We start from the raw sequence: 25719 nt of genomic DNA, 5'->3' as shown, positions 1-25719 counted from the left end.
ACTTATTATCCAGCCCTTTGGTTTAACATCACGTTTTGCTTAGCTCAACTAGGTCATCTTTATTTTTTGTCTGTATTCTGGAGTTTCTCTCTATCCACTAATTGCGGAGGTTTTTCTAGCCATCGATGTTTAATAGCAATATTACCGGTATCAACACTAAATCTACCGACCCGAACAATTAACTGAGCATATTCCGTAATCAAATCACTTCTCACACTTGCTCCAACCCCTAGTCCTAAACTTCCTATTGATATGGCAGATAACATAGTATTTACTCCCAACATCAATTTTTCTGAAAAAGGGGCTACGGTACTATTGGATAAGTTTGAGTCAGGAGATACAGGTGTTGAAATGTGTTCCATCTTAAGAAATTTTTCCAATGTATTAATTATTTCATTAGCTAGAATATATCCTTCTTGCATGTGTTCCCTAATTTCTTTAGAATGAACTACTTGAGCAAACCCGTCAACAAGTGTTCTACCTACATAATTCATTTCAATGTTATTAGCAAGATGTGTTATTTCCACTGCAAGTAAAGGTCTCTTTTTTTTCATAAAATGACCAACAAAAAACGTAGGATCATCAACGAATTTTCTTTCGCTGTTATAGGCAATATAAGGAGACCGGATAAGTACCCCCTTAGCCTTCATTAAATCAACAACTTTGTTATATAACTGCACACTTTCACTCGTTGTCCCTGTATAAAACTCCCTTATATCATCCCGATACGTTGTGCCCAATACCGTTCCATTTAGTTGAGCTCCATTTCTACCCATCATTTGTAAATATCGCAAATAAAATATATCTGAAAATAACTTTGGGGCTAACTCGTTTACATCAGAGTCAGAATACCCTTGGGGAATAGGTATGTTTTCCTTTTCAAAAATGGACCTTAAAGTATCTAGATGTTTTTCAGAGAGACTTTTTGAAAATTGAATGACTTCTTTTATTTCCTCATCTGCTACTGTTTTAAGGAAGTGTTTCATGACACAAACATTAAGACTATCCCCCATATATGATGACCAAATAGCAGCTAATTCACTTGAAGTTAAATCAGGATTATGATCCATATTAAACTCCTCTTTTTTGCTTACCATTTGTTGAAACGGGACTAATTATTCACTTTTTAATATACTCAAATAATACTTTTATTTCCTTGTGAATTTATATATCCATGTACATGTATTAGAGTTTATTTATCATACCAATTCCAAAGCCTAACTTCCCCGATGGTTATTGTTTCTACCCATTCTTCTTGCTGCAAGTGTAATAGTTCTTTCGATGGGCCTGTTACAACAATTCCATAAACGTGAACACCATTTTCTTGTATATATTTTATTCTTGACTCTAAATTTAGTGGAGAAAATCGGTACACCATATTTGAAATCGATTCATATTGCGCTATTAGTTCTAACGTAACAAGAAAGTTTTCATCTCTTATTTCCGCACTTCCGAACTCTTCGATTGTTGGGTAGGAGCCGCTTCTTGTTTCAACGGATTCAAATAGACCGGCCTTATCTTTTGTACGTGAGGTGATTTTTAAATCCTGTGGATGCCAGATAGGGTATTCCGGAAAACCAATTGGATCAGTTGGACCGAAACCATGCTCTTGCTCCCCTTCTACACCAGTATCAACAGCAAACCAAACAGCATCAACATTTTTATTTTCAAAAAGCTTTAACGCTTCAGCAGTTGGATAAAGCTTATTTAAAGAAACAAAAGCTTCTGCCACCGTTCCTTCAGGTATATTTTCTAGTATTGCCCACTCTGCGTCATCATTAAATTGTTCAGCATAAGGTGGATAGAAAAAGTTAGGGGTTTCTTCCTTTTCAAGCTCTACATCGGGAATAGAAGGCAAACCAAACAAAAAGTCCATTTCAAAATCCCCAAACTTTTCATAGCTACCACCAATTTTCTTTTCCAGATTTCCTGTGTAATCCATATTTAACCAATTGATTGAAGTACTACTACCTCTTATTTGCAAGTTTGGTTCCGTAACAGCGATGGTGGATTGAATAACATCCCGAAATACTTCAGAGCGGCTCGGTTCCCCTAAAGAATAATAAACATTCGTAGCAAGCGTACTAATAAACCCCAGGAGAAAAAGAATGCCAATTACGGTAAAAGCATTATGGAATCTCGCTCTCCATTTCCCTTTTCGAACTACTTTTTTCTGCATATCAATAGAATCAGAATCGTATTTATCTTCACCAAGTTGCTCATCCATGAACGAATGATATAATTCCATTTTTTCTAGTTCTTTCTCTATTTCTATCTGTTCTTCTTCAGATAATGTTCCTTCAGCATATTTTTTCAGTTTTTCTTTAAAGTCTTCACTCATCGGATTCCACCCTCTCTACCTTTTGTTGACGTAAAAATTGCCTTCCCCTAAACAAAAGAATTTTAACGTGTGCAACAGACACTTCCATAATGGCTGAGGCATCACTATACGATAAATCATGAAAATCAACTAATAAAACAGCATTCTTTTGTTTTTCTGGAAGTTTATCTATCCAGACCTTTAGCTCCCTTATTTGGTCATTTAACACGGCTTGAGCCTCTGTTGATTGTTCCTCTTTTAGCTGTGCAAAAAAGTCATTATCCTTAATGACACTTCTTTTCTGTTTTCGTTTATGATCAATAAATGCGTGATAAGCTACACGAAATAGCCACATCTTCACCTTTTCCTCATTTAATTGCTCCATATATAAATAAGCCCGAAAAAAAGTCTCTTGTACTAAATCCTCTGCTAAATAAGGGTCCCGACTCAGAGAGAGCAAATAACGATGTACGTCTTTTACATATGCTTCATATATGTGATCTATCTTTTTAATGACTTTCGCTCCCCCTTCCCCTCACCCTAACTACGTACAACTATTGCGAATTGTTACAGTTTTTTTTCAATATTTTTTCAAAAGATTATTGAAAACGGATACATTAGCACATTTCAGAAAAAGTTTTCTAAAAACATTGACAATTGTTTTGAGTCTGTTATGATAGATAAAAATTACAACACTTTAACACTTAAATACGGTGAAGAAGATAAGTCTTTTGTGTTTAGAACGACAGAGAGCTGGTGGTTGGTGGAAACCAGTGTTCGGCGCAATCGATAGCACTTCGGAGTAGGCAGATTGAATTTTTTAGTAGATCTGTTCGGAAGCATGCCCGTTATGCATGGGACCAATGAAGGCTGCTCATATGATGAGTAGCGAAAAAGGGTGGTACCGCGTGAATACAAACTTTTCGCCCCTTATACCAAGGGATGGAAAGTTTTTTTATTTGCTTAAAAAAGAAAGGAGAATTTTTCATGTTAGTCGACCAACAGTTATTACGAATTCCTGGACCAACACCAATACCTCCTAGTGTAGAGCGCGCAATGATTCAACCGATGATTGGTCACAGAGGGCAAGAATGTAAAGATCTTATTCAAAAGCTTCAACCTGGCCTTCAAGCTGTATTTGGAACGAAACAAGATGTATTTATTATTGCAGGAAGTGGAACAGCCGGATTAGAAACGGCTGTTGTGAACGCAACCCAGCCCGGTGACGAAGTACTCGTTATTGTTACAGGAGCTTTCGGTGATCGATTTGCCAAAATATGTGATGCGTTTGAACGAAAAACGCATCGTTTAGAAGTAACCTACGGAGAAGCAGTCGATGTAAAAGAAGTGAAAAATTACTTGGAACAGCACCCATCTATTAAAGCTGTTTTTGCAACGTACTGTGAAACTTCGACAGCTGTCCTTAATCCAGTAAAAGAAATAGCAGAGGTGGTTCACCAATCCTCTAATGCGCTATTTATTGTGGATGGGGTATCTTGTGTAGCAGGTGTTGAAACAAAAATGGACGAATGGGGAATTGACGTACTCGTAACAGGTTCTCAAAAAGCCTTTATGCTACCGGCTGGCTTAACCTTTGTTTCCGCTAGTAAGCGTGCTTGGGACGTAATTGATTCTAATAGCCAACCCCGCTTCTATTTAGATTTAAAAGCCTATAAGAAAAATTTAGATAATAGCTCCACACCATATACACCAGCTGTTTCCTTATTGTACGGGTTGGAGCAAGTTTTAGAATTGTTCAACGAGGAAGGGTTAGAACAAGTGTATGAACGCCATCAACTCATGATGGAAATGACGAGAGCTGCTTGTAAAGCCCTTGATTTACCACTATTAACATCTGATCAAGCCGCTTCACCAACGGTAACGGCTGTTCAACCGACTGATTTTGATCCAGAGCAATTTCGAAAAGTCGTAAAAAAGAAGTTTGGTTTAACACTAGCAGGTGGACAACAGCATTTAAAAGGAAAAATATTTCGAATCGGCCACATGGGCTACTGCTCTCCAGCGGATGTTTTCCAATATATTAGCTTAATTGAATTAGGATTAATTCTTGTTGGCAAGAAAATAGATCTTGGAAAAGGAGTAGCTGCAGCTCAAGCAGTTTACTTGGATAGAGAGGTGGAAACAAATGACCTTTAATATTTTAATCAGTGATCCATTAAGCGAAGAAGGTATTAAACCTTTACGCGATGCAGAAAATGTCTCTATTACAGTTGAAACGAAGCTGACTCCTGAAGAGCTTCTAGATTGTATCGACCAATATGATGCATTACTCGTCCGCAGCCAAACGCAAGTAACAAAAGAAGTGTTGGAAAAAGGAACCCGTTTAAAAGTAGTCGGTCGTGCTGGTGTAGGTGTCGACAATATAGATTTAGATGCCGCCACAGAGCACGGGGTCATCGTTGTTAACGCTCCTGATGGGAATACGAATTCAGCTGCCGAGCACACGATTGCCATGTTAATGTCTCTAGCACGTAATATACCGCAAGCACATTACGCCATAAAACAGCATCGCTGGGACCGCAAATCCTATGTTGGGGTGGAGCTTAAAGGAAAAACGTTCGGCATTATCGGCTTAGGTAGAATTGGTGCAGAAGTTGCTTATCGCGCAAAAGGTCAACGTTTAAACGTCATTGCGTTTGATCCTTATTTAACAGAAGAGAAAGCAGAAAAAATGGGTATTCAGTACGCAACATTAGATGAAGTTTTGGAAAAAGCCGACTTTATTACGGTTCATACTCCTCTTTTAAAACAAACGAAGCATTTAATTAATAAAGAAGCCTTCGCTAAAATGAAAACCGGTGTACAGATTATTAACTGTGCTCGTGGCGGTATCATTGATGAAGAAGCACTCTATGACGCGATTGTGCAGAAAAAAGTAGCAGGTGCTGCACTGGATGTTTTTGAAGAGGAACCAATTAAAAACTTTAAACTAATCGAGCTACCAGAAGTAATTGCAACCCCTCACCTTGGAGCAAGCACCGTTGAAGCACAGGAAAATGTAGCAATTGATGTAAGCCATGATGTCATCAATATATTAAACGGTGGAGTAGCAAAAAATCCGGTAAACCTACCTTCCCTACCAGCAGAAGTAATGAAGCGAATCGAGCCATACTTTAACTTATCAGAAAAGCTCGGTACATTTATCGCTCATACGACGAAAGAGGTCATTGAGGAAGTGAGTATTTTTTACTCAGGAGATTTAACAAAACTAGACGTTTCACCCCTAACACGAAATACCGTAAAAGGATTACTGAAACGTTATCTAGGTGATCACGTAAATGATGTAAACGCAACGTATTTTGCCAATAAAAAAGGCATTACAATCAACGAGCAAAAAACTACTTCTAGCAAAGGATTCACTAACCTTTTAACCGTGGAAGTGAAGACAAAATCAGGTTCTTCTAGAGTCTCAGGTACACTTTTAAACGGACTTGGCACTCGTATTGTAAAGGTTGATGCATACAGTGTCGACGTTGTCCCAACTGGTCACCTTGTCCTCGTTCGACATAAGGACCAACCAGGAGCAATCGGTCGAGTTGGTACCCTATTAGCCCAGTTCGACGTCAACATTGCAACGATGCAAGTAGGAAGATCGGACATCGGCGGAGATGCGATTATGATGCTGACCGTTGACCGCCAAATTGAAGAAAAGGTTTTGAAGCAGCTTAAAGAAGTTCATGATATCCATGATCTAATGACGATCGATTTATAATATGTAAAAATGCACACCAGCAAAATCGCTGCGTGTGCATTTTTATGGTCGAAGCTGCAAATAAATGGACTGAACCTGCAATTATTTGGGCTAAGTTAAGAATAGTCTGCATTGAGTAAAGAATAATCATAAGTGAACCTTTAATTCTGTGCCTTCAGTCAAGAAATATGACGCTAAAGTCAACAATTCAAGCCGAAACTCCCTGAAAAACTCCACCTTCACTCCGATTTCCACTGCCTATTCAGCAAAATAAGCCTCCCACACAATCTTCTCACTCCGAAACAGGCACATAACCTGTCTTTTCAACTAAAGACTGCCCCTGCTCAGACAAAATCCATTCAATAAACCTGTCCACATTCGGATTATCCGTTCCAGCCGTTACAACATAAAACTGATCGGCTATTGGATATTCTCCGTTTCGAATCGTTTCCTTCGTTGGATATATCCCGTTTATGGCTACGTGTTTAATCTTATCATTTCGCACCATATCCATTGAAAAGTAGCGGAAGGAATAGCCAATAGCATTTTTGTAGTTTGTGTAATTGGCCGTTTGTTCAATAATGCCACCCATTCCTGAAGCTACGTCTTCCTTAGGAGGATCCATGATTGGTGTAGTTCCCATAAAGTTTTGGAGAGCTGTTTGGCTTCCACTATCTTCAGGGCGTTGAAAAGCTCTTATTCTATCATTCTTTCCACCTACATCTGACCAATTGGTAATTTTCCCAGAATAAATATCTTTGATTTGGTCTACAGTTAACGAATCAACTGGATTTTTAGCATTCACAAAAAACACAAATGCTTCCCTACCGATAGGAGTTAATTTCAGTTCGACACCTTTTTGCTCTGCATATCGTAATTGTCTTTCAGAGGGTCCAGCAACAAAGATCATGTCGACATCGCCGTTAATTAAATTCTCATAAGCATGAGGAGTTTTCGTAGCGATAACTTTTCCTTTGTACACATTGTAAATGCCTTCCGGATAAGTGGCTTGCGCGAAAGCAGAGTAAACCGGGTAAAGAGCTGTTGCGCCATCTAACCTCGGTAGGTTATCTTCAAGCTTTAAAGTCGATTCCTCATCTAATGATACGACCTTTGACTCGTCACCAAATGGCTCGTATTCTGTTAAATCAACCTCCGCATCCTCTAACGAACCTAAACTATTTACATATACATTAATAGATTCATGCACAATAATCGCCACTATACATAAAGAAAAAAAACCAATAAAGGTAACCTTTAAAGCTTTGGGCTTTAAAAATTTAAATATCCCATTACAAACGAAAAAGAGTACACCTACTGTTATAACAATAACTAATGGAAGATAAAACTTAATCAAACCGGAAAAACCTGTAATTATAACACCGATAAAGCCAAGAAAAAGAATTGGTACACAAGCTGCAATAAAAAGTGCTAGTTTCGCTCCAAAATTCATGATTAATCCCCCTGATAAATCCATTCTTTTTCTTTATCTTATCAAACTGAACCGTGAAAATCTGTAAAATAATAGAAAAAGCATGTGGGGACATTTATCTAAATCGTACCGTTTCGAGTACATATCATTAAATAGTATTAAAAAATGGCGTGCAACTGACAGCAGATTTTGCACACCATTTCCCTTTTTGATTGAGTTTAGGACACCTTTAATTTAAAAAGTCTTTTTAATTCAAGCTCTCTTTACTATAAGTAGATTTTGATAAAATTTGTACAAATAGATGTTGTTTAATACACAATATCGTTGTACTGTGCAGCAAAAGTTTTAATAGATTAAAGTGATTCAAGAAAGTTTTTTACAGTATTATTGAAACCAAGGGGATCATCATCATGGATAGTATGTCCACACCCTTCAAAAGCTTTTATTGTAGTATTTTTTCTTGCTTGTTTCATTTTTTTGACTTGACTAAGGTTAACCACATCGCTATTTGTACCATGTATTAGTAGTGTTGGACAATCTGTGTTTGTCCAATCACTCCACCAACTACCGTTCAAATTTTGTTGTGAAACCATCATCCCTTTTGAATCAAATCTAAATCCCCACCCATGCTCATCTTCAAAGGCACTTTCACCAAAGTATCGAAAGCTTCCTTTCCATCTACTCTCGACCACATCTTTAAGCTCTTTTAAGGAAGCTACTCTATGAGGAAATAGAGTGGCATAGGATGCGTCCCCTTCAATCTCCGCCCCAATATCTTCAATAATCATGGCTTTTACAAGTTCCGGATATTTCGATGCAAATTGATAGGCATTTGCTCCACCTAACGAATGCCCTAGTAAAACGACCGATTTATTATTTAATACAGTGGTTATAAAGTGTTTGATATCTTCGATGTATGTTTCACGAGAGTAATCCCGATTGACTGGATGCTCACTCCAGCCATGCCCCCTCTGATCTAACGCAAAAACCTTCCAATCATCTAAAGAGGATGCCAGACTAGAGAACATTCTAGCATTCCCAAAATGACCATGTAATGCAAGTAAAATCTTTTCACTTTCACCTTTACTATAATCAATGTAAGACAAACATAAATTATTTGATTTAAAATAACCTCTTTTCATTTGAGCCCCTCCATCTTTGATAAATATAAAGAGTTTTTATTTTAATAAAAAAAGATTGACGATGTTACTCACTCCCCTAGTGCAGTTCTTTCAAAATGTGTAGTGAGCACAATTCGAGTTAACGTCTTTTCTACTCCTTTAATGCTTCTTAACCTTACTAATAGTTGTTCTAATGCATCAGTATCTCTTGTTCTTATTTTTAAGAAAAGACTTTCCTCTCCTGCCGTGCTAAAGCATTCTTCTACTTCTTTCATTTTTTCAATATGTAGGACCGCATCTTTACAAAGTGTAATGTTCGATAAAGTAACACTAATGAAGGCACATAGTGGTAATCCTAATTTCTTTGGATTCGTTACAATCGTGTAGCCTTGAACAATTTCATTCTTTTCTAGTTTCTTTATTCTTTCATGTACAGCTGGAGCGGACAAGTGAACCTCTTGTCCAAGTTCTGCATATTTAATTTTTGCATCATTTTTTAACAAACTAAGTAATTTTCTATCAACCTGATCCATTTTTACTCCTACCTTCTTAAAAAAATTCAGCGAAATGCCTCACCTTTATATCTTCAATCAATAAATATCCGAACACCATTCGGAATATTAATGTCATTCAATAAAATCATAACATTAGTTAATCTCATTAGCTATAATAAAGAAAATACTAAATGAAAGTCGGTGTTGGATTTTGAGTCCAAAACACAAAAAAGAAAAATTCCCTTATTACATTACCTTCTTACTAATCTCTGGAATCTTTTTAGTGGGCTCTGATGAATTAATCCTGTCCCCTTTGTTGCCAGAATTAGTTCACGACTTTAAGACAACTTTTTCACTTGCCTCTCTATCCGTTAGTTTATACGGACTATCTATTGGCTTAGTTGTACCCTTTATTGCTCCTTACATTGATCGAATACCTCGGGGACGTTTAATGGGGCTTAGTTTACTTGGTTTTGCTATTACTACTCTTCTATGCGCTTCTTCTCCCACCATAATGTTTCTATTAGTTACGAGGTTTTTGTCTGGTCTTTTTGCTGGTATTTATATTCCATCAGCTTATGCCTATGTTGGAGATCATGTTCCCTATCAATACCGTGGAAGAGTTATGGGAATTGTTTTGTCAGGATGGTCACTCGCCTTAATTGTTGGAATTCCACTCGGAGCCTTTATTGGGGAGGTTTTGCATTGGAGGTGGATATTTATATTAATAGGTATTATAAGTGTTGCTGTTTCTTTCCTTACGTTTTCGTCTGTAAAAACAAAATTAAAAGAACAGCAGGCTATAATACAGATAGAAGGGTTCTTTAAACATTTATTACTAGCACTAAAAGAAAAACAAGTTGGCATTCTAATCTTCACTACCTTTTGTAATATGTTTGGCTTTTATGGAATCTATACGTTTATAGGAACCTACATACAAAAATCCTATGAAGTCAATATTAGTGAGTCTGGAGGCATCATCTTATTTTATGGTTTTGGAATTGCCCTAAGCCCACTAACTGGTCTCATCGTTGATCGTTTTGGTAAAAAAGTTTCGTTAACTTCCGCGATGTTTAGCTTATGCTTAATACTTGTTGTAATTGGAACTATAAAGTTATCACTGCTGCTTCTTTGCATTCTATTCGTGATATGGGGAGCGTTACAAAGTATTGTCTTGACGAGCATAAGTTCTTTATTAACTGACCAATCCTCTGAATTAAGAGGTAGAATTATGTCTTTATACAGTCTCGCCACAAACCTTGCTGTTGCGTGTGGTTCGTTCACAATGGGTATTTTCTATCATACTTTCGGATTTCATCTCATCGGTATTATATGTGGTCTAGTCACTGGTCTAGGTGGAGTGATATTTGCCATTAGCCAACTTCGCATAAAAATTAGACGTGGGAGTTTGGCATAATTATCCTTTTTTACTATAATAGAGCATCTTTCTTAACTATAGTGGATGTCATTTTTAAGATATTAACTCATTTCTTCTTGAAAAAGGTGCAGAGAATAATTCTGCACCTTTTTCTTGCCATTCTGCATTATCCATCGGTCATTCACAAACAGAGATTCTACATATTCAGAAGAAAGTCTATCATTTCCTTATCTATCACTAGCCATTGAAATATTAGTACATAATAAAAACTTACCTTTAATTAATCAGTTATATATTAAGCAACCTTCTCATTTGCTTTTACTATATTCTTTCACAGTTATCTAAAATATAGGTCTACTAAGGTATTAAAACCATCGAAAATCAGTCTGTCGATAAATTAATAACAAACTGTCACAATAGAAAAATGGCGTGGACAATTTCCACGCCATTTTTCTATGTTTAGTCATATGCAACTTGGTCCGTTTAACTTTACCCACATGCTTTTTCTACTAGCCTATTGGCAGTGCTTTTCTTTCCCGTTTTGTAAAGGTTTGAATTTCTTTATAGCCTACAGATTTCGCAAATGCTAGTGATTGATCATACGCATAACCAATGTGCTTTGGTGCATGAGCATCTGAGCATAATACAATTCCCACGCCAGCATCATAGCACTTTTGAAGTAAAACCGGATCTGGATACATTTCTCCAACAGGCTTTCGTAGTCCTGCTGTACTTATCTCAATAGAGGTTCCTGATTTGGCCAAAGCTTCTACCGCTCGATCATATTGCTTTTCCACAAAGCTTTGGTCATCAGGTTTGTAGGAAAATATTTTAATTAAGTCGATATGTCCAACGAAATCAAATAATTTAGATTCTGCTAACGTAACGATTTGATCAAAATATTGTTCATATGCCTCGTAAATATCCCTTTTTTCATACTCATCCCGATAAATTTGAAGATCAATTCCCCAATCCCCAATCCAGTGAACAGAGCCAATAACATAGTCAAATGGATAGCGATTAATAAAGGCTTCCATTTCTTTTTCTTTTCCAGGCGTATAGTCCATTTCGATTCCCATTTTTACTTTCAAATCATGTTTTTCCGCTTCCTCAAACAATGCAAAATAATCTTTAAAGTGTAGTCCCCGTCTGTTATCAATCCAAGGATTTGAAATAATATCTTTCGTTTCCCAAAAGAAATAGGCGTGTTCCGAAATGCCTAATTCTTCAATCCCTTTTTCCTTTGCAGCCCGCAAATACTCCTTTAAATACGTTACCGAAAATTCTCCTGTCTCAATCATATGTACATGATAATCCGTTAGCAAAAAATCACCTCAGTATCCACTATGAATTTTTATACAACTGTTATATAAATTTATTCCATACTCTATGCTCAATTCCTTGTTATTTACCACAATTAATTTATATTTTCATCCATTCATAATTACCTCCAAGCCCTCATATCTTTTATACAACTCTATATTTCTTTTAAACTTTCAAATTTTTTTGCATAAAACGTTCTTTATAAAGAAACAATAAGTAACATGGATGTGAAAATATGAAAAAAATTTCCTTTATTATGATGATCGGAATAATCAGTCTCTTCTTTGCTGGTCTTTTTATTATCCAACTGAGTGAAGGATCATGGAAATCTAGTAAAAGTGTTTCGATAATGGACGAGCCCAGGAAAGATACCGCACTCTCAATAAATGAAGACAACCTTACGAAAAAATCTCTATCTTCTACCAATCTACTAAATGAAGTTACTTATTATAACGAACAAGACAAACAATGGGTACTAATTTGGTCAGATGAATTTGATAGCGTTCAGCTTCATCGAAGTAAATGGCAAAAAGAGAATTGGGCTGCCGAAAAAAATAACGAGCTACAATTCTATCGACCTGAAAATGTGACAGTAGATGATGGTTTTTTAAAATTAATTAGCAAAAAAGAAATGTATGATGATCGAGAATACACTTCAGGCGCTATACATTCAAAGGAAAAATTCAGTTTTCTATACGGAAAGGTGGAAATGAGGGCCAAACTACCAAAAGGCCAAGGGATTTTCCCAGCATTTTGGATGATGCCAGATGTGAATGATAGATGGCTCCCGGAAATAGATATTATGGAAATGCTTGGGCATAAGCCGAATGAAAGCTGGATGGTTTTACATTGGCTAGATGAAAAAGGTGAATTAAGTACGGTATCCCAATCCTACATCGGTGAAAACTTTGCGGACGGCTTCCATACATTCGGAATCGAATGGACACCAGAAAAGGTTAGTTGGTTTATCGATGGTGTGAAGCGCTTTGAAACAACTACCTATATCCCGACCGAGGACATGTACTTATATCTCAATACTGCGATAGGCGGAAATTGGCCAGGAACTCCAGATGAAACAACAACATTCCCTCAATATTTTGAAGTTGATTACGTACGAGTTTATCAACAGAATGGGGCGGAAATATAATGCTCGCTTTTACTTTAGTTTTGTTTACAATCTTTATTATTTTTCAGTTACTATATATATTTTTCCCTCTACTTTTCGCTAAACCCGGAAAAGGATTTGAAAAGTTAGAAGAGGAAAAGGGATTTTCTATTATTATTCCTGCTTTTAATGAGCAGAAAATAATATTGGATTGCATAAAAGGCATGGTTAACTTACAGTATCAAAACTATGAAGCTATTTTCGTAAATGATGGCTCTACTGATGAGACACTTGAACTTCTTACTTCTCACCTCCAACTTGAGCCTACAAAAAGAAAATTACCCGCTATTAAAATACCTCATCAACGAGTAAATGAAGTGTACCGTTCTAAACTATTTCCAAAAATATTCGTGATTGATAAACACAATGGCGGAAAAGCAGATTCACTTAATGCTGGAACAGAATACAGTGTCAAAAAGTTCATCGTTACGCTAGATGCAGACAGCGTCCTAGATCCGAAAGCATTGCAAGCATTAAACAGTGCTTTTGAGGATGAAAGGGTGTTAGCTGCTGGGGGCATGGTTCAAATCGGACAAGGCTTCGAAGGAAACTATTTAAAACCTACCCCAACTTTCAAAAAGTCAGGAATCATTAAATATCAGGTTCTACAGTATTTGACATCCTTTTATTTGCATAAGCTCACACAGACAAAAATGAAGTCAATTATCGTTATAGCAGGCGCTTTTGGTGCGTTTAGAAAAGAAGCTTTACTTGCTGTAGACGGTTATCGCAAGACGGTCGGGGAGGACATGGATATTACGCTTAGACTCCACCAACTCATTAAAACAACCAAAAAATATCAGCATATGAAACTAATATTTGTTCCTTATGCTTTATGCTACACCGAATGCCCTGAATCATTTAAAGATCTTTATAACCAACGAATTAGATGGCAAAAGGCATTCATAGATTGTGTACTTTACTATAAAAAATCTTTTATAAAAAAACTAGGTGTTCGAGTGTCCACTTTCTTTTTACTAGAATCGCTTTTGTTAGGAACCATCAATGCGTTTTTTCTTATTTTAATTCCGATCATGTTCCTATTTAATCAAGATCACTATATGATTGCTGTTGCTTTATTCACCATTACTGTCCTCTTATCTAGCTACCAGAGCATCGCAACAGTTATTGTAAGTAATCGATATGGTATTACCTACTCTCTTTCCAACTATATAAAAATTGCCCTTTTCATCCCATTTGAAGTCATTACTTATCGATTACTTGGTATTCTTTTTGTCATTAATGGCACAGTCGGTTATTTTAAAAATAAAGATTCCTGGTATGTGTCGAAACGAATTGGGACAAATTCCTCTTTCGTGGATGATAAGACTTACGAACATAATCAAGCAGTATAAAGGAGGGAAATGAGTGAAAAAAGTTTTCATAAATATAATGTTTGTTCTATCCTTTCTTCTGCTCTTTTTTACGGTTGCCAATTTGTTTGCCGACGATTTTGTGGAGGCGTTCTCACCCGATTTTTTTCCGAAAGATAAAAGATTAAACATTTCTGCATGCCAAAGATGGTCAGAGGACGTACGGGATTTTCACGTAAATGGTCAGGATAAAGCAGATCAAATATCAGTACTAATGTATCATCGTGTTATTGAGGATAATCACATTTCCGAAGAACATCTCGATAACAATGGATTATTAAAAAAGACAATCATACGTAAATCTGCCTTTGAAAAACAAATGCAAGCATTAAAAGATGCTCACTATACAACATTAACACCGAAGGAATTTCTGTTGTTTATGGAAGGCAAGTTAGATATACCGAAAAAAAGTATTCTATTAACCTTTGATGATGGATACAAAGATAACGTTGTAGAAGTATATCCAATTTTGAAGAAGCACGGTTTTAAAGCATTAAATTTTGTCATTACCGAAGCAATTACAGAAAAGAAACAGTCCTACAATCCCGAAAAACATCAATACTTAAGTGTTAATGAAATTGAAAAAAGCTGTGATGTATTTTCCTTCCAAAGTCACACGTACAATTATCATAAAGAAAATGAAAAAGAAGAAGCTTATTTAGTTTATAAACCTCAACAAGATATTGAGGAAGACATATCTATCAGTTTAGTAAATCTCGATCAAAACAATCTATCCTTTGCCTATCCATTTGGCGAATACAATCAACAAACGATTCAATCACTACAAAAACTAGGTTTTAAGATGGCTTTTACGACCGAGTATAAAGACGCCAAGCCTGGTATGAATATGTATGAAATTCCTCGAAAAGAAGTATTTCCTGAAGATACAGTGGAGGATTTTAAGCATAAAATTAACATGAAGTAAAAGAAATGAAACCTATCAAAGGCTAAAACGTATTATTCAAAACAGGAAATTTAAGAGGGGTATCTGTAATGATTTTACTTAGTATATTTTTACTAGTTATAGGGCTAATAATGGTTATAAAACCTTCCATAGTTTGGTTAATTACAGAAAGTTGGAAAACAAATGACGCAAGCGGACCATCTGACTTATATAATTGGTCAACGCGTTTTGGTGGGGTTATGTTTATCATTTCAGGAATTGGTGTGATGGTTGTCGTATTGGTTTAATGAAACAGAAGTAAAAGCTTCGTTCCATGAGCTGAGCTTTTACTTCTGTTTTAAATATTTCTCCTATTATTTACAAATCTCTTAATGCTTCCTCCACATATTCCTTTAATTCTTCATTAACTTCAACGAGCGTTTCATCGAGCAATTCACCAACAATTTTACTTACAGGAATGTTAATGGATATTGGTATGCCTAAAAGTGAACGATAGCATTCCCATATTCTAACTATATGTATATCAATAAGCTCTCCATCTCGATCAGCAATTCCTACTGATATAGAAGAACTATATCCAGGTTGGAAAGGGTCATTACCTTCTTGTTCAAAATCTGCATCGATATCTACATTTTTCTCAGCAAAACGGGATTTATTTTCTTTTAATATTATTTCACTAAGTTCTTTTAATGCCGATTCGATCTGTTGAATCCTAGCCTTTAGCTCTTCATCGAAATCCTTATGTACATATTTCATTTCAATCACTTCTTTCATCAGAATGAAATAGTTCAAATCTAGGGTTGGTAAAAAGGGAGAACATTATTAAAGTTAGTGTAATTTTTTCCTGATTGCCGTTAGCTACAATAGAAGAGGCACCGCTAAATAGCAGTGCCTTCATTCATGTTGGTCACACTTTTGATAATTTCCCTTTTAACTCCTCAATTTGTTTCATATGTCTTTTTTCATGCAATCCTATAAACGGAATCCACTGTTTTATGCTAAGGTCGTTAAAAACAGGATGAGGAAACGATTTATTTTCTAATAGCTCTTCTGGAATGCCACTAAGTGCATGAATAAATTGGCTCCTAGACTCCTCCAGCATAATTTTCATCTCAGCTAACGTAATATATTCCTCAGTAGGTGATACAAACGGAGGGGCATCTATCTTTTTTCTCCGGTCAGTTGTTAAATGTATGGGCTTTTCCGATGTTGGATTTACATGATCAGTCAATAAAGACTTAGAAATTGATTTTGCGACAACCTTTTCGAGCAAGTGTAAATGCTGCAAAACTTGCATAATCGTCCAGCTATTTTCTTCTACCCGTTCATTCAACTCATCATCTGATAAATCTTCAACTAACTGCAATAACTCCGCTCTAATTTTTTCATTTTCTTGCATAGTTTCCTCTCCCTCACCGTTTTCTTTTATTTCTTTATATGTTCATCAAGCCAGTTTAAGACGTCCTCATAAACTTCTTTTCGATTTGTTTCGTTTAGTATTTCGTGACGAGCACCAGGATATAGTTTACAGGTAACATCTTTTATTCCCGCACTTTTGAATGCTTGATATGTTTTCGTCACACCTTTACCGAACTGTCCAACAGGATCTTGGTCACCTGCAATAAAAAATACAGGTAAATGCTTTGGAATAGATGCGACATTAGCCTTTTTATTGATGGTTTCTATTCCATCGAGCAAGTCATAGTAAAATTGTGCGGACATGATGCGACCACATAATGGGTCGTCTATATATTTATCTACTTCATTTTGATCTCTCGTCAGCCAATCTGCGTCCGTGCGAGCTGGTTGGAAACGTTTGTTATAGGACCCAATTGTTAATTTGTTTAATGTTGGGCTTGCCGTTATGGCGCCAATTTTCTTGACTTCTCTTTTGGCTATCATTTTACCTAATTTCACTGCAAATCCTGGATCCCCATTTGTACCTGATAAAATAACCCCATCTAATTCCTCGCCGTGCATTTGTATGTACCTTCTTGATAAAAAGGATCCCATGCTGTGACCAAATAATATAATAGGTACATTTGGGTACTGCTCCTTGATTTGTTTTGTTAATGCATACATATCTGTTACTACTGTTTCAAAACCATCTTTTTCCGCAAGAAATCCTAAATTGTTATTTGTTTGTCCTGTCATTCCGTGTCCACGGTGATCATTCCCGAATACAAACAGCTGATTTGCTACTAGTTCCTCAGCAAAATCATCGTATCTTTTTATATGCTCAGCCATACCATGAGCAATTTGAACAATGGCCTTCGGAGTTTCAAGATCCTCTTCAATCCACTTCCTCGCAAAAATTTTATCACCATCGTCTACTGTATACGAAAATGTAATTTCTTTAACCATTTTCCACACTCCCTGTCTCTAAAACGCTTTCATATGTAATTCTCCATATTGTTAAGGTTTTCCTTTTTACCTACAATAATGAAGAAAGCTGTTCCAAAAATTTGGAACAGCTTCTTTATTATTAGTGACATTACATTTATTAATGAGTTGCTGCTAAAATATTAAATGTTCTGAGTGCGTTATCAAGAGTTCCTCGCATAAAGTCGATAGTTGGCTTTAGATTATCAAGAGTTCCCGCTGTAATATCATTTATTAAGCAGCTGCAACCTTATTTTTGATTTTGCGATTTCTGTTAGTTGGGTTATGCTCGCGAAGGAAAGGTATAACCCATCTGTCTAGGCCGTAGCGACCTGCGTTGAAGCCTGCTACTAGTAAAAATACTGTTAGTAATACCATTTGTGGATTCGTGCTCACTGTTCCACTGAATAGGAATGCGAAGTTCATGGTGATTCCCATTAAAGCTGCAAAATTTGTAAAGATACCTACGATCAATGCTAAGCCTACTAGAACTTCACCCCACGCTACTAAGAAGCTAAAGAAGTTTGCATTTGGTAGTGCTACACTTTCAAGGAATGCTGCCCACCAGCCTTGCACTGCTGGGTGATCTCCCGTTGCTTTGCCAATGGCTCCTTGTAGAAATCCACTTGCATCAAATCCACCTGCTACTTTTCCAATACCCGCTGTGAACCATTGATAACCAATATATATTCGGATGAATGCTAAAACTCCTGCTACGATTTTGTTATTACGAAGAACATCAACAAACATGACATTCAACCCCTTTTTCTTATTATTTTTAGTTTAGTTTGCTCACCATTTCACAAATGCATTTTCAAGAATTCTTGTGTGTTTGTTTCTTACTACACTCTTACTATATCATGATTTTTTTTATTTGAAATAAGTTTGTGAAACAGTTCACAATTTAGTAATAAAGTTATGGCGGAGTTGTGACTTTCGACATTAATTAAGCTGAATAATTTAGTTACACTAAGGCGCCTACATAATCATATCTATAATGAAAACGTATTTTAAAAAGGAGATGATTGTATGTATCCGTATTATTACTACCGAGTCAGCAACTGGGGGGATGTATTAAATCTGTTACAACAAAGTTTGTTCGCTGAAAAAATGGTGTGCGCAATGAGTAGTGAGCTTTTCCACATTCCAGCAACCAAAGATTTAGAGGGCAACAGGCAAATGCATGATCACCTAGTACCTGCTTCCTATCACCTTTTAACGGCAACTGGTTCCGCTCAAAGACTAATAAATGGAGAAGATCGGCAATCCATTATAGATACATTAGTAGCCTGCATAAATAATGCTCAAGATCAAAACAAAAAGGTACGGGTTGGATTAAGTACAATGCTGGAAAATGCAAGTCAAGAATACAAGCCTTTTATTGACCTTATTATCAAATGGCAAAACCAAAAGGAAGCTTATTTAAGTCAGGCGAAGGATACTGTGCGATCGATGGGAATTTCATTTACTACTGAAAGTAATCAGCAGAATGGGGGAAATCAGTCTTATTGATAGATGCGAAAAATCAAAGCCAGAACCCCAAATCTGGATTCTGGCTTTTCGTTTGTATACGCCAATTAAAATTTCTTCCTTACGACTTCTGCCAAGTATAGTCCCGCTTCTTTATTCCGTTTCCATTCCTCGTCAAATTGGTCAATATCAACGTGTCGTTCCCCTGGATAGATTGCCAACTCAGGCGTTAATCCAGGTTTGGCAAATTCTTGGACAAACCAGTCCTTATAGCCCCCACCACTTGGATTCGGTGTTGGTTCATTGAGTTCATACCCTGTTAAGGCACAGAACATGCGGGCTATTTCATAATCCCTGTCTAAGTGTTCCTCTTTATTATGAAAATGCCAAAATAACTCCCTGCCAGCTGTATGATAAGCGGCAACTAGAGAAGGTTTTAACTCATACGTTAAATCGTATAACACCTTTGCCTCGACAGCCTGTAACGGGAATTCTCCCTTGTAGTTTTTAGAAGCAGGCTTCAAGGGGGATTGTGTAATATCATCCCATTTTGCCGGGTACTGACGATTTAAGTCAATTCCTTCTGCATTTGCCTTCCAGCTAGTAAAATCTGTACTGCCTTCATTCATTTCAATAAGCTGTTCGTGATAGTCAGACGGAAATGCTTGTAATCCTTTTTGCTGTAACGTTACCCCATCAGGATTCACCATCGGCACGAAATAAATAGTTACATTTGATAAAATCGTTTTCACATCGAAAGCACCTATTTTCATCCCCGTTGTAAAGGCATTGGCATATTCTTCGATCATTTTCATGTTTACCATCGTCGTTAGCCATTCTCTTGCATGGTGAGAGCCACTAAAAAATACGTTCTTCCCTCCGAAGCCTAGTTTAACTAAATATATGTGCCTACCCCATACTGTCTTACCAATTGATTTCACTTCAACTAAATCAGGATACGCTTGCTGCAGGTGCTCCAAATCTTTTTCCATGACATCATACGTGTACGTTTTATCTGTTTGAACGAACATCAAACTCCCCCTCTTTAAAAGTTATTCACCATAAATAATCGTAATATTAGGATGTAAACGTAAAATGGATGCAGGGAAATCTGGATGTACTACACCTTTCATTAAACGCTGAAGAGGATCCATTTTCTTTTTTCCGAAAGCAAGTAGAACAATTTTCTTCGCCTCCATAATGGATTGAATCCCCATCGTAATTGCTTGTTTAGGCACATCTTCTTTTTTTGAAAAAAATCTAGCATTCGCCGTTCGAGTAGACTCTGCCAGCTTTACGATATGTGTACGTGACGCAAAATCTGTTCCAGGCTCATTAAATCCGATATGACCATTTAACCCTAAGCCCAAAATCTGAATATCAATCCCACCATTCGCCTTAATCAATCTCTCATAGCTTACACACTCTTCTTCCAAGTCTTCTGCAATCCCTGAAGGAATGTGAGTATGGTCTGGGTTAATATCAATATGATCAAAAAGTGTCTTTTTCATAAAATAGTGATAGCTATTTGGATCAGACCTCTCTAATCCAATGTATTCGTCTAAATTATACGTGTGTGTATCCTGAAAAGAGACGTTGCCTTCTTGATAGGCCTTAATTAGCTGTTCATACATCCCAACAGGCGTACTCCCTGTAGCAAGTCCCAAGTTGGCAGCTGGTTTTTCTCGCAACAATTCGACCAAAATGTTTGCTGCTTTTTTACTCAACTCTTCATAACTAGATACTTTTTCTATATCTATGTTCGATTCGACGCTATTCCTTAACATAGCTTAGTTCACCTCTACACCAAGTTGAAAATAAATTCAAATTCTCATCGACTAGCAATAAATCCGCATCTTTATTGATTTCAATACTACCCTTTCGATCATAAATCCCTATTTGATTTGCTGGATTTTCAGATGCCATTTTTATGACATCACGGATCGTAGCACCTGCAAATCCCATCATATGTTGAGCGCCATCAATCATCCGTAACACACTACCAGCTAATGTTCCGTCTCCTAATGTCGCCATCTGATCTTTGACCCGAACAGATTGGCCACCTAACGTGTAGTGACCATTATCGAGACATTTAGCACGCATCGCATCCGTAATAAGCATTATTCTTTCCGGGCCCAGCTGTTGAAATAGTATACGTACCATGTTTTTATTCACATGTATACCATCTACAATTAACTCACTCCTTAATCCTTCGATTAGCATAGCAGCTCCCACAACACCTACTTCTCGGTGATGTAGGCCTGTCATCGCGTTACATAAATGTGTTAATTGAGTTAGACCTTTATCATAAGCAAATTGTATATCTTCGTAAGTAGCATTCGTATGTCCTGCCGAAACAGTAACACCATTTTCTTTTAAGTACGTCATTAATTTCCCGTTTGCATCCAGTTCTGGTGCCAACGTTACTGTTTTAATAAGGCCAGAAGCCTTTTGCTGTAATTGTTTAAATGTCTCGATATTCGGTTGCACAATGTCTTCCTTAGGCTGTGCTCCTGCTTTCGTTTTTTCAATAAAAGGGCCTTCTAAATGAACCCCAACAATTTCTGCTTGCCCTGGCTTGTTGAAACCTTGCTCTACATATTCACTAACTGTCTCAAGGGATTGTTCGATAGCTGATAGAGGGTTCGTTATCGTTGTTGGTAAATAAGCAGTCGTCCCCTCGGCTGGTAAAATTCGTGACATCGTATCCAACGCATCCATTGTACCGTCCATCATATCGGCCCCGTTCGCTCCATGAATATGGGCATCGATAAAACCAGGGATCAGGTGTAGTCCTTTCCCGTCCATTACTTGTGTATGGTCGGTAGGTAAAGCCTCCCCAATTGCTTTAATTTTTCCTTTTTCTATTAAAATGGAGCCTTTTATTGTTTTGTCGGGTAAATAAAGGTGTACATTTTGAATAATCATATTCATTGCGCCTCCCCCTTTGTTTTGTATTTATATTTTAAAAAAATATAATTTTTTGTGTAATATTATTTCATTCACTTCCCTTTCATATTATAATAAATAGGAGTAAGTTGAAAGTGTTTTCATCTTAAATTGTGGTACTTTTCATAAACTTTACTAACCTTTACATATTCAGATAATCCATAAAGGAGGTTTGAACAATATGGAACAAGCAGTCATTGATCAACTGATTGAAATAATAGGAAAAGAAAACGTGAAAACAGGCGTTGCGGATAAACTAGCGTATTCCTACGATGCAACACCGAACTTTCAAGCACTTCCGGATTGCATTATCACCCCTAGATCAACAGAGGAAATTGCAAAGATTGTGAAACTATGTAACAAGGAAAAAATTCCAATCGTTCCTCGTGGCTCTGGCACAAACTTAGCAGCAGGAACTTGTCCAACCCAAGGTGGAGTCGTATTGTTATTTACCTATTTAAACAACATCCTAGAAATTGATGAGAAAAATTTAACGATAACCGTTCAGCCTGGTGTCATTACGAAAGACATTTGTGATGCAGTTGAAGGGAAGAATTTATTTTATCCTCCCGATCCAAGCTCCATGAAAATATCGACAATTGGTGGGAACATCAACGAAAATTCAGGCGGTCTTCGCGGGCTAAAATACGGTGTAACAAAGGATTATGTTATTGGTCTAGAAGCTGTTCTAGCTAATGGGGAAATTATTCGTACTGGCGGTAAGCTAGCTAAGGATGTTGCTGGCTATGATTTAACAAAGCTGCTCGTAGGTTCAGAGGGTACCTTAGCTATTATTACCGAAGCAACGCTAAAGCTACTACCAAAGCCCAAAGCGAAAAAGACCATGCTAGCCCTATACAAAAAAATGGAGGATGCTGCGGAAACTGTTTCCAGTATTATTGAAAACCGCATCATTCCAGCTACTTTAGAATTTATGGACCAGCCTACAATTAGAGCCGTTGAGGCATATGCGAATGTCGGCTTACCAATAGATGTGGAAGCAATATTACTCATTGAACAGGACGGAGACTACCAATCTGTCGAAGCCGATATGTTAAAAATGAAAGATATTTGTCTAGAAAATGATGCGATAGATGTTAGCTTAGCCAATACAGAAGAAGAGGCTGAAGGATTGCGTCAAGCGAGACGAACAGCTCTGTCTGCTTTAGCACGCTTAAGTCCGACTACTATTTTAGAGGATGCTACCGTTCCTCGTTCTGAAATTGCCAAAATGGTTCGGAAAATTAACGACATCGCCAAAAAACATAACGTACACATTGCTACATTTGGGCATGCGGGTGATGGAAACTTACACCCAACCTGTACGACAGATTTACGTAATAAGGACGAAATGGAAAGAGTCGAAGCCGCATTTGAAGATATATTCTCGGAAGCTATTAATCTAGGTGGGACCATTACAGGAGAACATGGTGTCGGTGAAATGAAATCCCCATATTTAGCATGGAAGATCGGGGAGCCAGGAGTCGAACTGATGAGGCAGATAAAGCTAGCTTTTGATCCTCATAATATTATGAATCCAGGAAAAATTTTTGCGAAAGAAACTAGAAAACGTGTGGTGATATAACCGTGAGTACAACGATTCAAGAGCAATTTACAGATAGAATACCAGACGAAGAGCTACTGAATTGTATGAGGTGTGGTTTTTGTCTTCCTGCCTGTCCGACCTATGTGGAAACACAGGATGAAGTACACTCCCCTCGTGGACGCATCGCCTTAATGAAAGCTGTCCGCGATGGTCTCATTACCGAGTACGAGGAAGTGGAGCACTCCTTAAATGTGTGCCTAGGGTGCCGAGCATGTGAGCCAGCTTGTCCTGCCGGAGTAAACTACGGGAGCATGCTAGAGGAAGCACGTGCTATTTTTCAGGAGCAGAAAAAGAAATCCTTCAAAGAAAAAGCTACTAGAAAAGTGGTATTTGACCAATTATTCCCGAACCAAAAAAGAATGAAGCAAGCTACTGGACTGTTGTCCTTTTACCAACGATCTGGTTTGCAAAAAGTAACGAGAAAAATTGGTTTTATGAGGCTTTTCCCAAAACATCTAGCGGAAATGGAAAAGGCACTACCAAAAGTGCCAAAAGGAATAAAACGGGAAAGCAATTATTTCCCGGTCAATAAAACGAACGAAAAAACGGTTGCTTTCTTTACTGGTTGCTTAATGGATACGATGTTTTTTGAGACTAATCAGTCCACAATTAAACTACTTCAGCTTGCCGGATGTAACGTCCATATCCCGCAAACACAGAACTGTTGTGGTGCTTTGCATGGTCATAGTGGAGAATTAGAAGGTGCTAGACAGCTAGCCAAAAAAAATATCGAAGCATTTGAAGAATGTGAAGCAGATTACATTATAACGAACGCTGGTGGGTGTGGAGCTTTCCTCCATGATTATGATCATTTATTACGAGATGAGCCAGAATGGAAAGAACGGGCTGAAGTATTTGCAAGCAAGATTACCGATTTCACAAGTATTTTAGTAGATATGAAGTTTCATGAACAAAATACCTTACAACTAACAGAAGAAATTGCGACGTATCAGGATTCGTGCCATTTGCGAAATGTGATGGGAGTAAAAGATGCTCCTAGAAAGCTAATTAAAAGCATCTCAAACGTGACCTATCAAGAGTTGCCGAGAGCAGATCAATGCTGTGGTTCAGCTGGGATTTATAATATTGTACAACCAGAAATGTCCAACCAAATACTAGATCACAAAATGGAAGACGTAAAAGGAACAAAAGCACACACAATCGTCACAACCAATCCAGGGTGCCTTTTACAGATGAAATTAGGCATACAAAAGGAAGGTCTTCAGGATACGATTCGGGCAGTTCATCTAGCAGACTATTTAATCGAGGCTTTACAGGAAAAATGATAGGAGGAAATCCGTTGAACTCATTTGAAAAGCAGTTGAAAAGTAGTTGGGAAGAAAACAGCAAAGCATGGACACAATCGATTCGCGAGGAAAAAATTGAAAGTAGAAATATAGTGACAAATCCGGCCATTAAGCAAGCTATACTATCCCACAAGCCGACTCGAGTTTTAGACGTCGGTTGTGGGGAAGGCTGGCTAGCTAGGGAACTGGCTAAAGAAAACATAGACGTAGTCGGGATTGATGGAAGTGAATCTTTAATTGAAGAAGCGAAAAAGCTAGGGAACTGTGAATATCATTGGTTGAATTATGATCAGTTTTCTAAAAATCCAGCTAGTGTTGGAACTGATTTTGATGTCGTCGTTTTCAATTTTGCTCTTTTATCAGAGAACATCCAATCCGTCATTCGTGCCAGTGCAAAAGTATTAAGTAAAACAGGTGTCATTATTATTCAAACATTGCATCCCGTAGCAATTATCCAAAACGAGCGTTATGAAAATGGCTGGAAAATAGAATCATTTGATGGAATGGGTGAAGGCTATTCAGCAAGTATGCCTTGGTATTATCGAACCCTTGCATCTTGGGTTCAGGAGCTCCGTAATTCTGAGCTACAGTTAGTTGATCTTCAGGAGCCTATTCATCCTGAAAAAGGAAATCCGCTTTCTCTTATTTTAATTGCTAAGCCTTAACAGACCACAAGAACAAGCGCACTTAAATAAAAAGATGCTTGCGGAGGTAATAGGTTCCGTTTTCTACCGCAAAATCCTATTTCAAAATTTTATAGTGAAGATGTATATGAAAAAGCGT

The 25719-nt window shown here is 37.3% G+C and carries 25 protein-coding genes and 1 other annotated feature; of the genes, 11 read left to right on the top strand and 14 right to left on the bottom strand.

Annotated features, from left to right (window positions below):
* Window positions 1–59: 59 nt before the first annotated feature.
* The 3 genes from HNQ94_RS00910 to HNQ94_RS00900 all read right to left on the bottom strand — a co-directional run bounded on the left by HNQ94_RS00910 (window position 60) and on the right by HNQ94_RS00900 (window position 2816).
* Window positions 60–1070 (bottom strand): DUF3231 family protein, encoded by a 1011-nt coding sequence (locus HNQ94_RS00910; protein ID WP_174496362.1) that lies wholly within the window; start codon window positions 1068–1070, stop codon window positions 60–62.
* 122 nt (window positions 1071–1192) lie between these two features.
* Entirely contained in the window at window positions 1193–2341 is a 1149-nt protein-coding gene (locus tag HNQ94_RS00905) for an anti-sigma factor (RefSeq protein ID WP_174496361.1), read from the bottom strand.
* A complete protein-coding gene (locus HNQ94_RS00900) occupies window positions 2334–2816 on the bottom strand; it encodes a sigma-70 family RNA polymerase sigma factor (protein ID WP_282960574.1) in 483 nt (160 codons plus the stop codon). Before HNQ94_RS00900 ends, HNQ94_RS00905 begins: the two co-directional genes overlap by 8 nt.
* Window positions 2817–3024: 208 nt before the next feature.
* Window positions 3025–3254: a binding site (T-box leader), on the top strand.
* Window positions 3255–3307: 53 nt separating this feature from the next.
* On the opposite strand from HNQ94_RS00900, the gene HNQ94_RS00895 reads away from it, so the two are divergent.
* Both HNQ94_RS00895 and serA read left to right on the top strand, forming a co-directional pair.
* Window positions 3308–4477 carry a pyridoxal-phosphate-dependent aminotransferase family protein gene (locus tag HNQ94_RS00895; RefSeq protein ID WP_174496360.1) on the top strand — a complete coding sequence of 390 codons (1170 nt, stop codon included), beginning with the start codon at window positions 3308–3310 and terminating at the stop codon, window positions 4475–4477.
* A complete protein-coding gene (gene serA, locus HNQ94_RS00890) occupies window positions 4467–6053 on the top strand; it encodes a phosphoglycerate dehydrogenase (protein ID WP_174496359.1) in 1587 nt (528 codons plus the stop codon). Before HNQ94_RS00895 ends, serA begins: the two co-directional genes overlap by 11 nt.
* A 271-nt stretch (window positions 6054–6324) precedes the next feature.
* Here serA and HNQ94_RS00885 read toward each other — a convergent pair whose 3' ends face one another.
* The 3 genes from HNQ94_RS00885 to HNQ94_RS00875 form a co-directional block, all read right to left on the bottom strand.
* Complete coding sequence (locus HNQ94_RS00885; protein ID WP_174496358.1) at window positions 6325–7485, bottom strand: PstS family phosphate ABC transporter substrate-binding protein; 1161 nt, start codon at window positions 7483–7485, stop codon at window positions 6325–6327.
* Between the two features lie 332 nt (window positions 7486–7817).
* The gene (locus HNQ94_RS00880) at window positions 7818–8606 is read right to left on the bottom strand and encodes an alpha/beta fold hydrolase (RefSeq protein ID WP_174496357.1); all 789 of its coding nucleotides are present in this window, start codon (window positions 8604–8606) and stop codon (window positions 7818–7820) included.
* A 68-nt stretch (window positions 8607–8674) separates the two neighbouring features.
* Window positions 8675–9118: an Lrp/AsnC family transcriptional regulator gene (locus tag HNQ94_RS00875; RefSeq protein ID WP_174496356.1), complete on the bottom strand. Its 444-nt coding sequence runs from the start codon at window positions 9116–9118 to the stop codon at window positions 8675–8677.
* 172 nt (window positions 9119–9290) lie between these two features.
* On the opposite strand from HNQ94_RS00875, the gene HNQ94_RS00870 reads away from it, so the two are divergent.
* Window positions 9291–10496 (top strand): MFS transporter, encoded by a 1206-nt coding sequence (locus tag HNQ94_RS00870; RefSeq protein ID WP_174496355.1) that lies wholly within the window; start codon window positions 9291–9293, stop codon window positions 10494–10496.
* Window positions 10497–10966: 470 nt separating this feature from the next.
* On the opposite strand, the gene HNQ94_RS00865 is transcribed toward HNQ94_RS00870, so the two are convergent.
* Window positions 10967–11782 (bottom strand): histidinol-phosphatase HisJ family protein, encoded by an 816-nt coding sequence (locus HNQ94_RS00865; RefSeq protein ID WP_174496354.1) that lies wholly within the window; start codon window positions 11780–11782, stop codon window positions 10967–10969.
* A 233-nt stretch (window positions 11783–12015) separates the two neighbouring features.
* On the opposite strand from HNQ94_RS00865, the gene HNQ94_RS00860 reads away from it, so the two are divergent.
* The 4 genes from HNQ94_RS00860 to HNQ94_RS00845 all read left to right on the top strand — a co-directional run bounded on the left by HNQ94_RS00860 (window position 12016) and on the right by HNQ94_RS00845 (window position 15509).
* Window positions 12016–12927: a glycoside hydrolase family 16 protein gene (locus HNQ94_RS00860; RefSeq protein WP_246200000.1), complete on the top strand. Its 912-nt coding sequence runs from the start codon at window positions 12016–12018 to the stop codon at window positions 12925–12927.
* The gene (locus tag HNQ94_RS00855; RefSeq protein WP_174496353.1) at window positions 12927–14300 is read left to right on the top strand and encodes a glycosyltransferase family 2 protein; all 1374 of its coding nucleotides are present in this window, start codon (window positions 12927–12929) and stop codon (window positions 14298–14300) included. The genes HNQ94_RS00860 and HNQ94_RS00855 overlap by 1 nt, the downstream gene beginning before the upstream one ends.
* A 13-nt stretch (window positions 14301–14313) precedes the next feature.
* Window positions 14314–15243: a polysaccharide deacetylase family protein gene (locus HNQ94_RS19695; RefSeq protein ID WP_174496352.1), complete on the top strand. Its 930-nt coding sequence runs from the start codon at window positions 14314–14316 to the stop codon at window positions 15241–15243.
* Window positions 15244–15311: 68 nt separating this feature from the next.
* On the top strand, window positions 15312–15509 hold the full coding sequence (locus tag HNQ94_RS00845; protein ID WP_174496351.1) for a DUF6199 family natural product biosynthesis protein: 198 nt from the start codon (window positions 15312–15314) through the stop codon (window positions 15507–15509).
* A gap of 70 nt (window positions 15510–15579) precedes the next feature.
* Here HNQ94_RS00845 and HNQ94_RS00840 read toward each other — a convergent pair whose 3' ends face one another.
* The 4 genes from HNQ94_RS00840 to HNQ94_RS00825 form a co-directional block, all read right to left on the bottom strand.
* Window positions 15580–15978, bottom strand: a complete 399-nt coding sequence (locus tag HNQ94_RS00840) for a hypothetical protein (protein WP_246199999.1) — start codon at window positions 15976–15978, stop codon at window positions 15580–15582.
* Between the two features lie 151 nt (window positions 15979–16129).
* The gene (locus HNQ94_RS00835; protein WP_174496349.1) at window positions 16130–16621 is read right to left on the bottom strand and encodes a DinB family protein; all 492 of its coding nucleotides are present in this window, start codon (window positions 16619–16621) and stop codon (window positions 16130–16132) included.
* 26 nt (window positions 16622–16647) lie between these two features.
* The gene (locus tag HNQ94_RS00830; RefSeq protein ID WP_174496348.1) at window positions 16648–17586 is read right to left on the bottom strand and encodes an alpha/beta hydrolase; all 939 of its coding nucleotides are present in this window, start codon (window positions 17584–17586) and stop codon (window positions 16648–16650) included.
* 252 nt (window positions 17587–17838) lie between these two features.
* Complete coding sequence (locus HNQ94_RS00825; RefSeq protein WP_174496347.1) at window positions 17839–18354, bottom strand: DoxX family protein; 516 nt, start codon at window positions 18352–18354, stop codon at window positions 17839–17841.
* A 279-nt stretch (window positions 18355–18633) separates the two neighbouring features.
* Here HNQ94_RS00825 and HNQ94_RS00820 point away from each other — a divergent pair, with 279 nt between their 5' ends.
* On the top strand, window positions 18634–19116 hold the full coding sequence (locus HNQ94_RS00820; RefSeq protein ID WP_174496346.1) for a hypothetical protein: 483 nt from the start codon (window positions 18634–18636) through the stop codon (window positions 19114–19116).
* A 65-nt stretch (window positions 19117–19181) separates the two neighbouring features.
* On the opposite strand, the gene HNQ94_RS00815 is transcribed toward HNQ94_RS00820, so the two are convergent.
* Genes HNQ94_RS00815 through nagA form a run of 3 tightly spaced genes read right to left on the bottom strand, consistent with a single transcriptional unit; the run spans window position 19182 to window position 22008 of the window.
* Window positions 19182–20105 (bottom strand): M14 family metallopeptidase, encoded by a 924-nt coding sequence (locus HNQ94_RS00815; RefSeq protein ID WP_174496345.1) that lies wholly within the window; start codon window positions 20103–20105, stop codon window positions 19182–19184.
* A 21-nt stretch (window positions 20106–20126) separates the two neighbouring features.
* Window positions 20127–20861 (bottom strand): glucosamine-6-phosphate deaminase, encoded by a 735-nt coding sequence (nagB, locus tag HNQ94_RS00810; RefSeq protein ID WP_221452457.1) that lies wholly within the window; start codon window positions 20859–20861, stop codon window positions 20127–20129.
* The gene (gene nagA / locus HNQ94_RS00805; RefSeq protein ID WP_174496344.1) at window positions 20848–22008 is read right to left on the bottom strand and encodes an N-acetylglucosamine-6-phosphate deacetylase; all 1161 of its coding nucleotides are present in this window, start codon (window positions 22006–22008) and stop codon (window positions 20848–20850) included. Before nagA ends, nagB begins: the two co-directional genes overlap by 14 nt.
* A gap of 196 nt (window positions 22009–22204) precedes the next feature.
* On the opposite strand from nagA, the gene glcD reads away from it, so the two are divergent.
* Genes glcD through HNQ94_RS00790 form a run of 3 tightly spaced genes read left to right on the top strand, consistent with a single transcriptional unit; the run spans window position 22205 to window position 25601 of the window.
* Window positions 22205–23608, top strand: a complete 1404-nt coding sequence (glcD, locus tag HNQ94_RS00800) for a glycolate oxidase subunit GlcD (RefSeq protein ID WP_174496343.1) — start codon at window positions 22205–22207, stop codon at window positions 23606–23608.
* Window positions 23605–24915: a (Fe-S)-binding protein gene (locus tag HNQ94_RS00795; RefSeq protein ID WP_376697723.1), complete on the top strand. Its 1311-nt coding sequence runs from the start codon at window positions 23605–23607 to the stop codon at window positions 24913–24915. Before glcD ends, HNQ94_RS00795 begins: the two co-directional genes overlap by 4 nt.
* A gap of 14 nt (window positions 24916–24929) precedes the next feature.
* On the top strand, window positions 24930–25601 hold the full coding sequence (locus tag HNQ94_RS00790) for a class I SAM-dependent methyltransferase (protein ID WP_174496342.1): 672 nt from the start codon (window positions 24930–24932) through the stop codon (window positions 25599–25601).
* The last annotated feature ends 118 nt before the right edge of the window (window positions 25602–25719 follow it).

The organism is Salirhabdus euzebyi (assembly GCF_014207435.1).
Lineage (GTDB): Bacteria > Bacillota > Bacilli > Bacillales > Alkalibacillaceae > Salirhabdus > Salirhabdus euzebyi.
The sequence above is the reverse complement of the archived record's forward strand: the minus strand, read 5'-3'. Positions and strand labels throughout refer to the sequence as shown.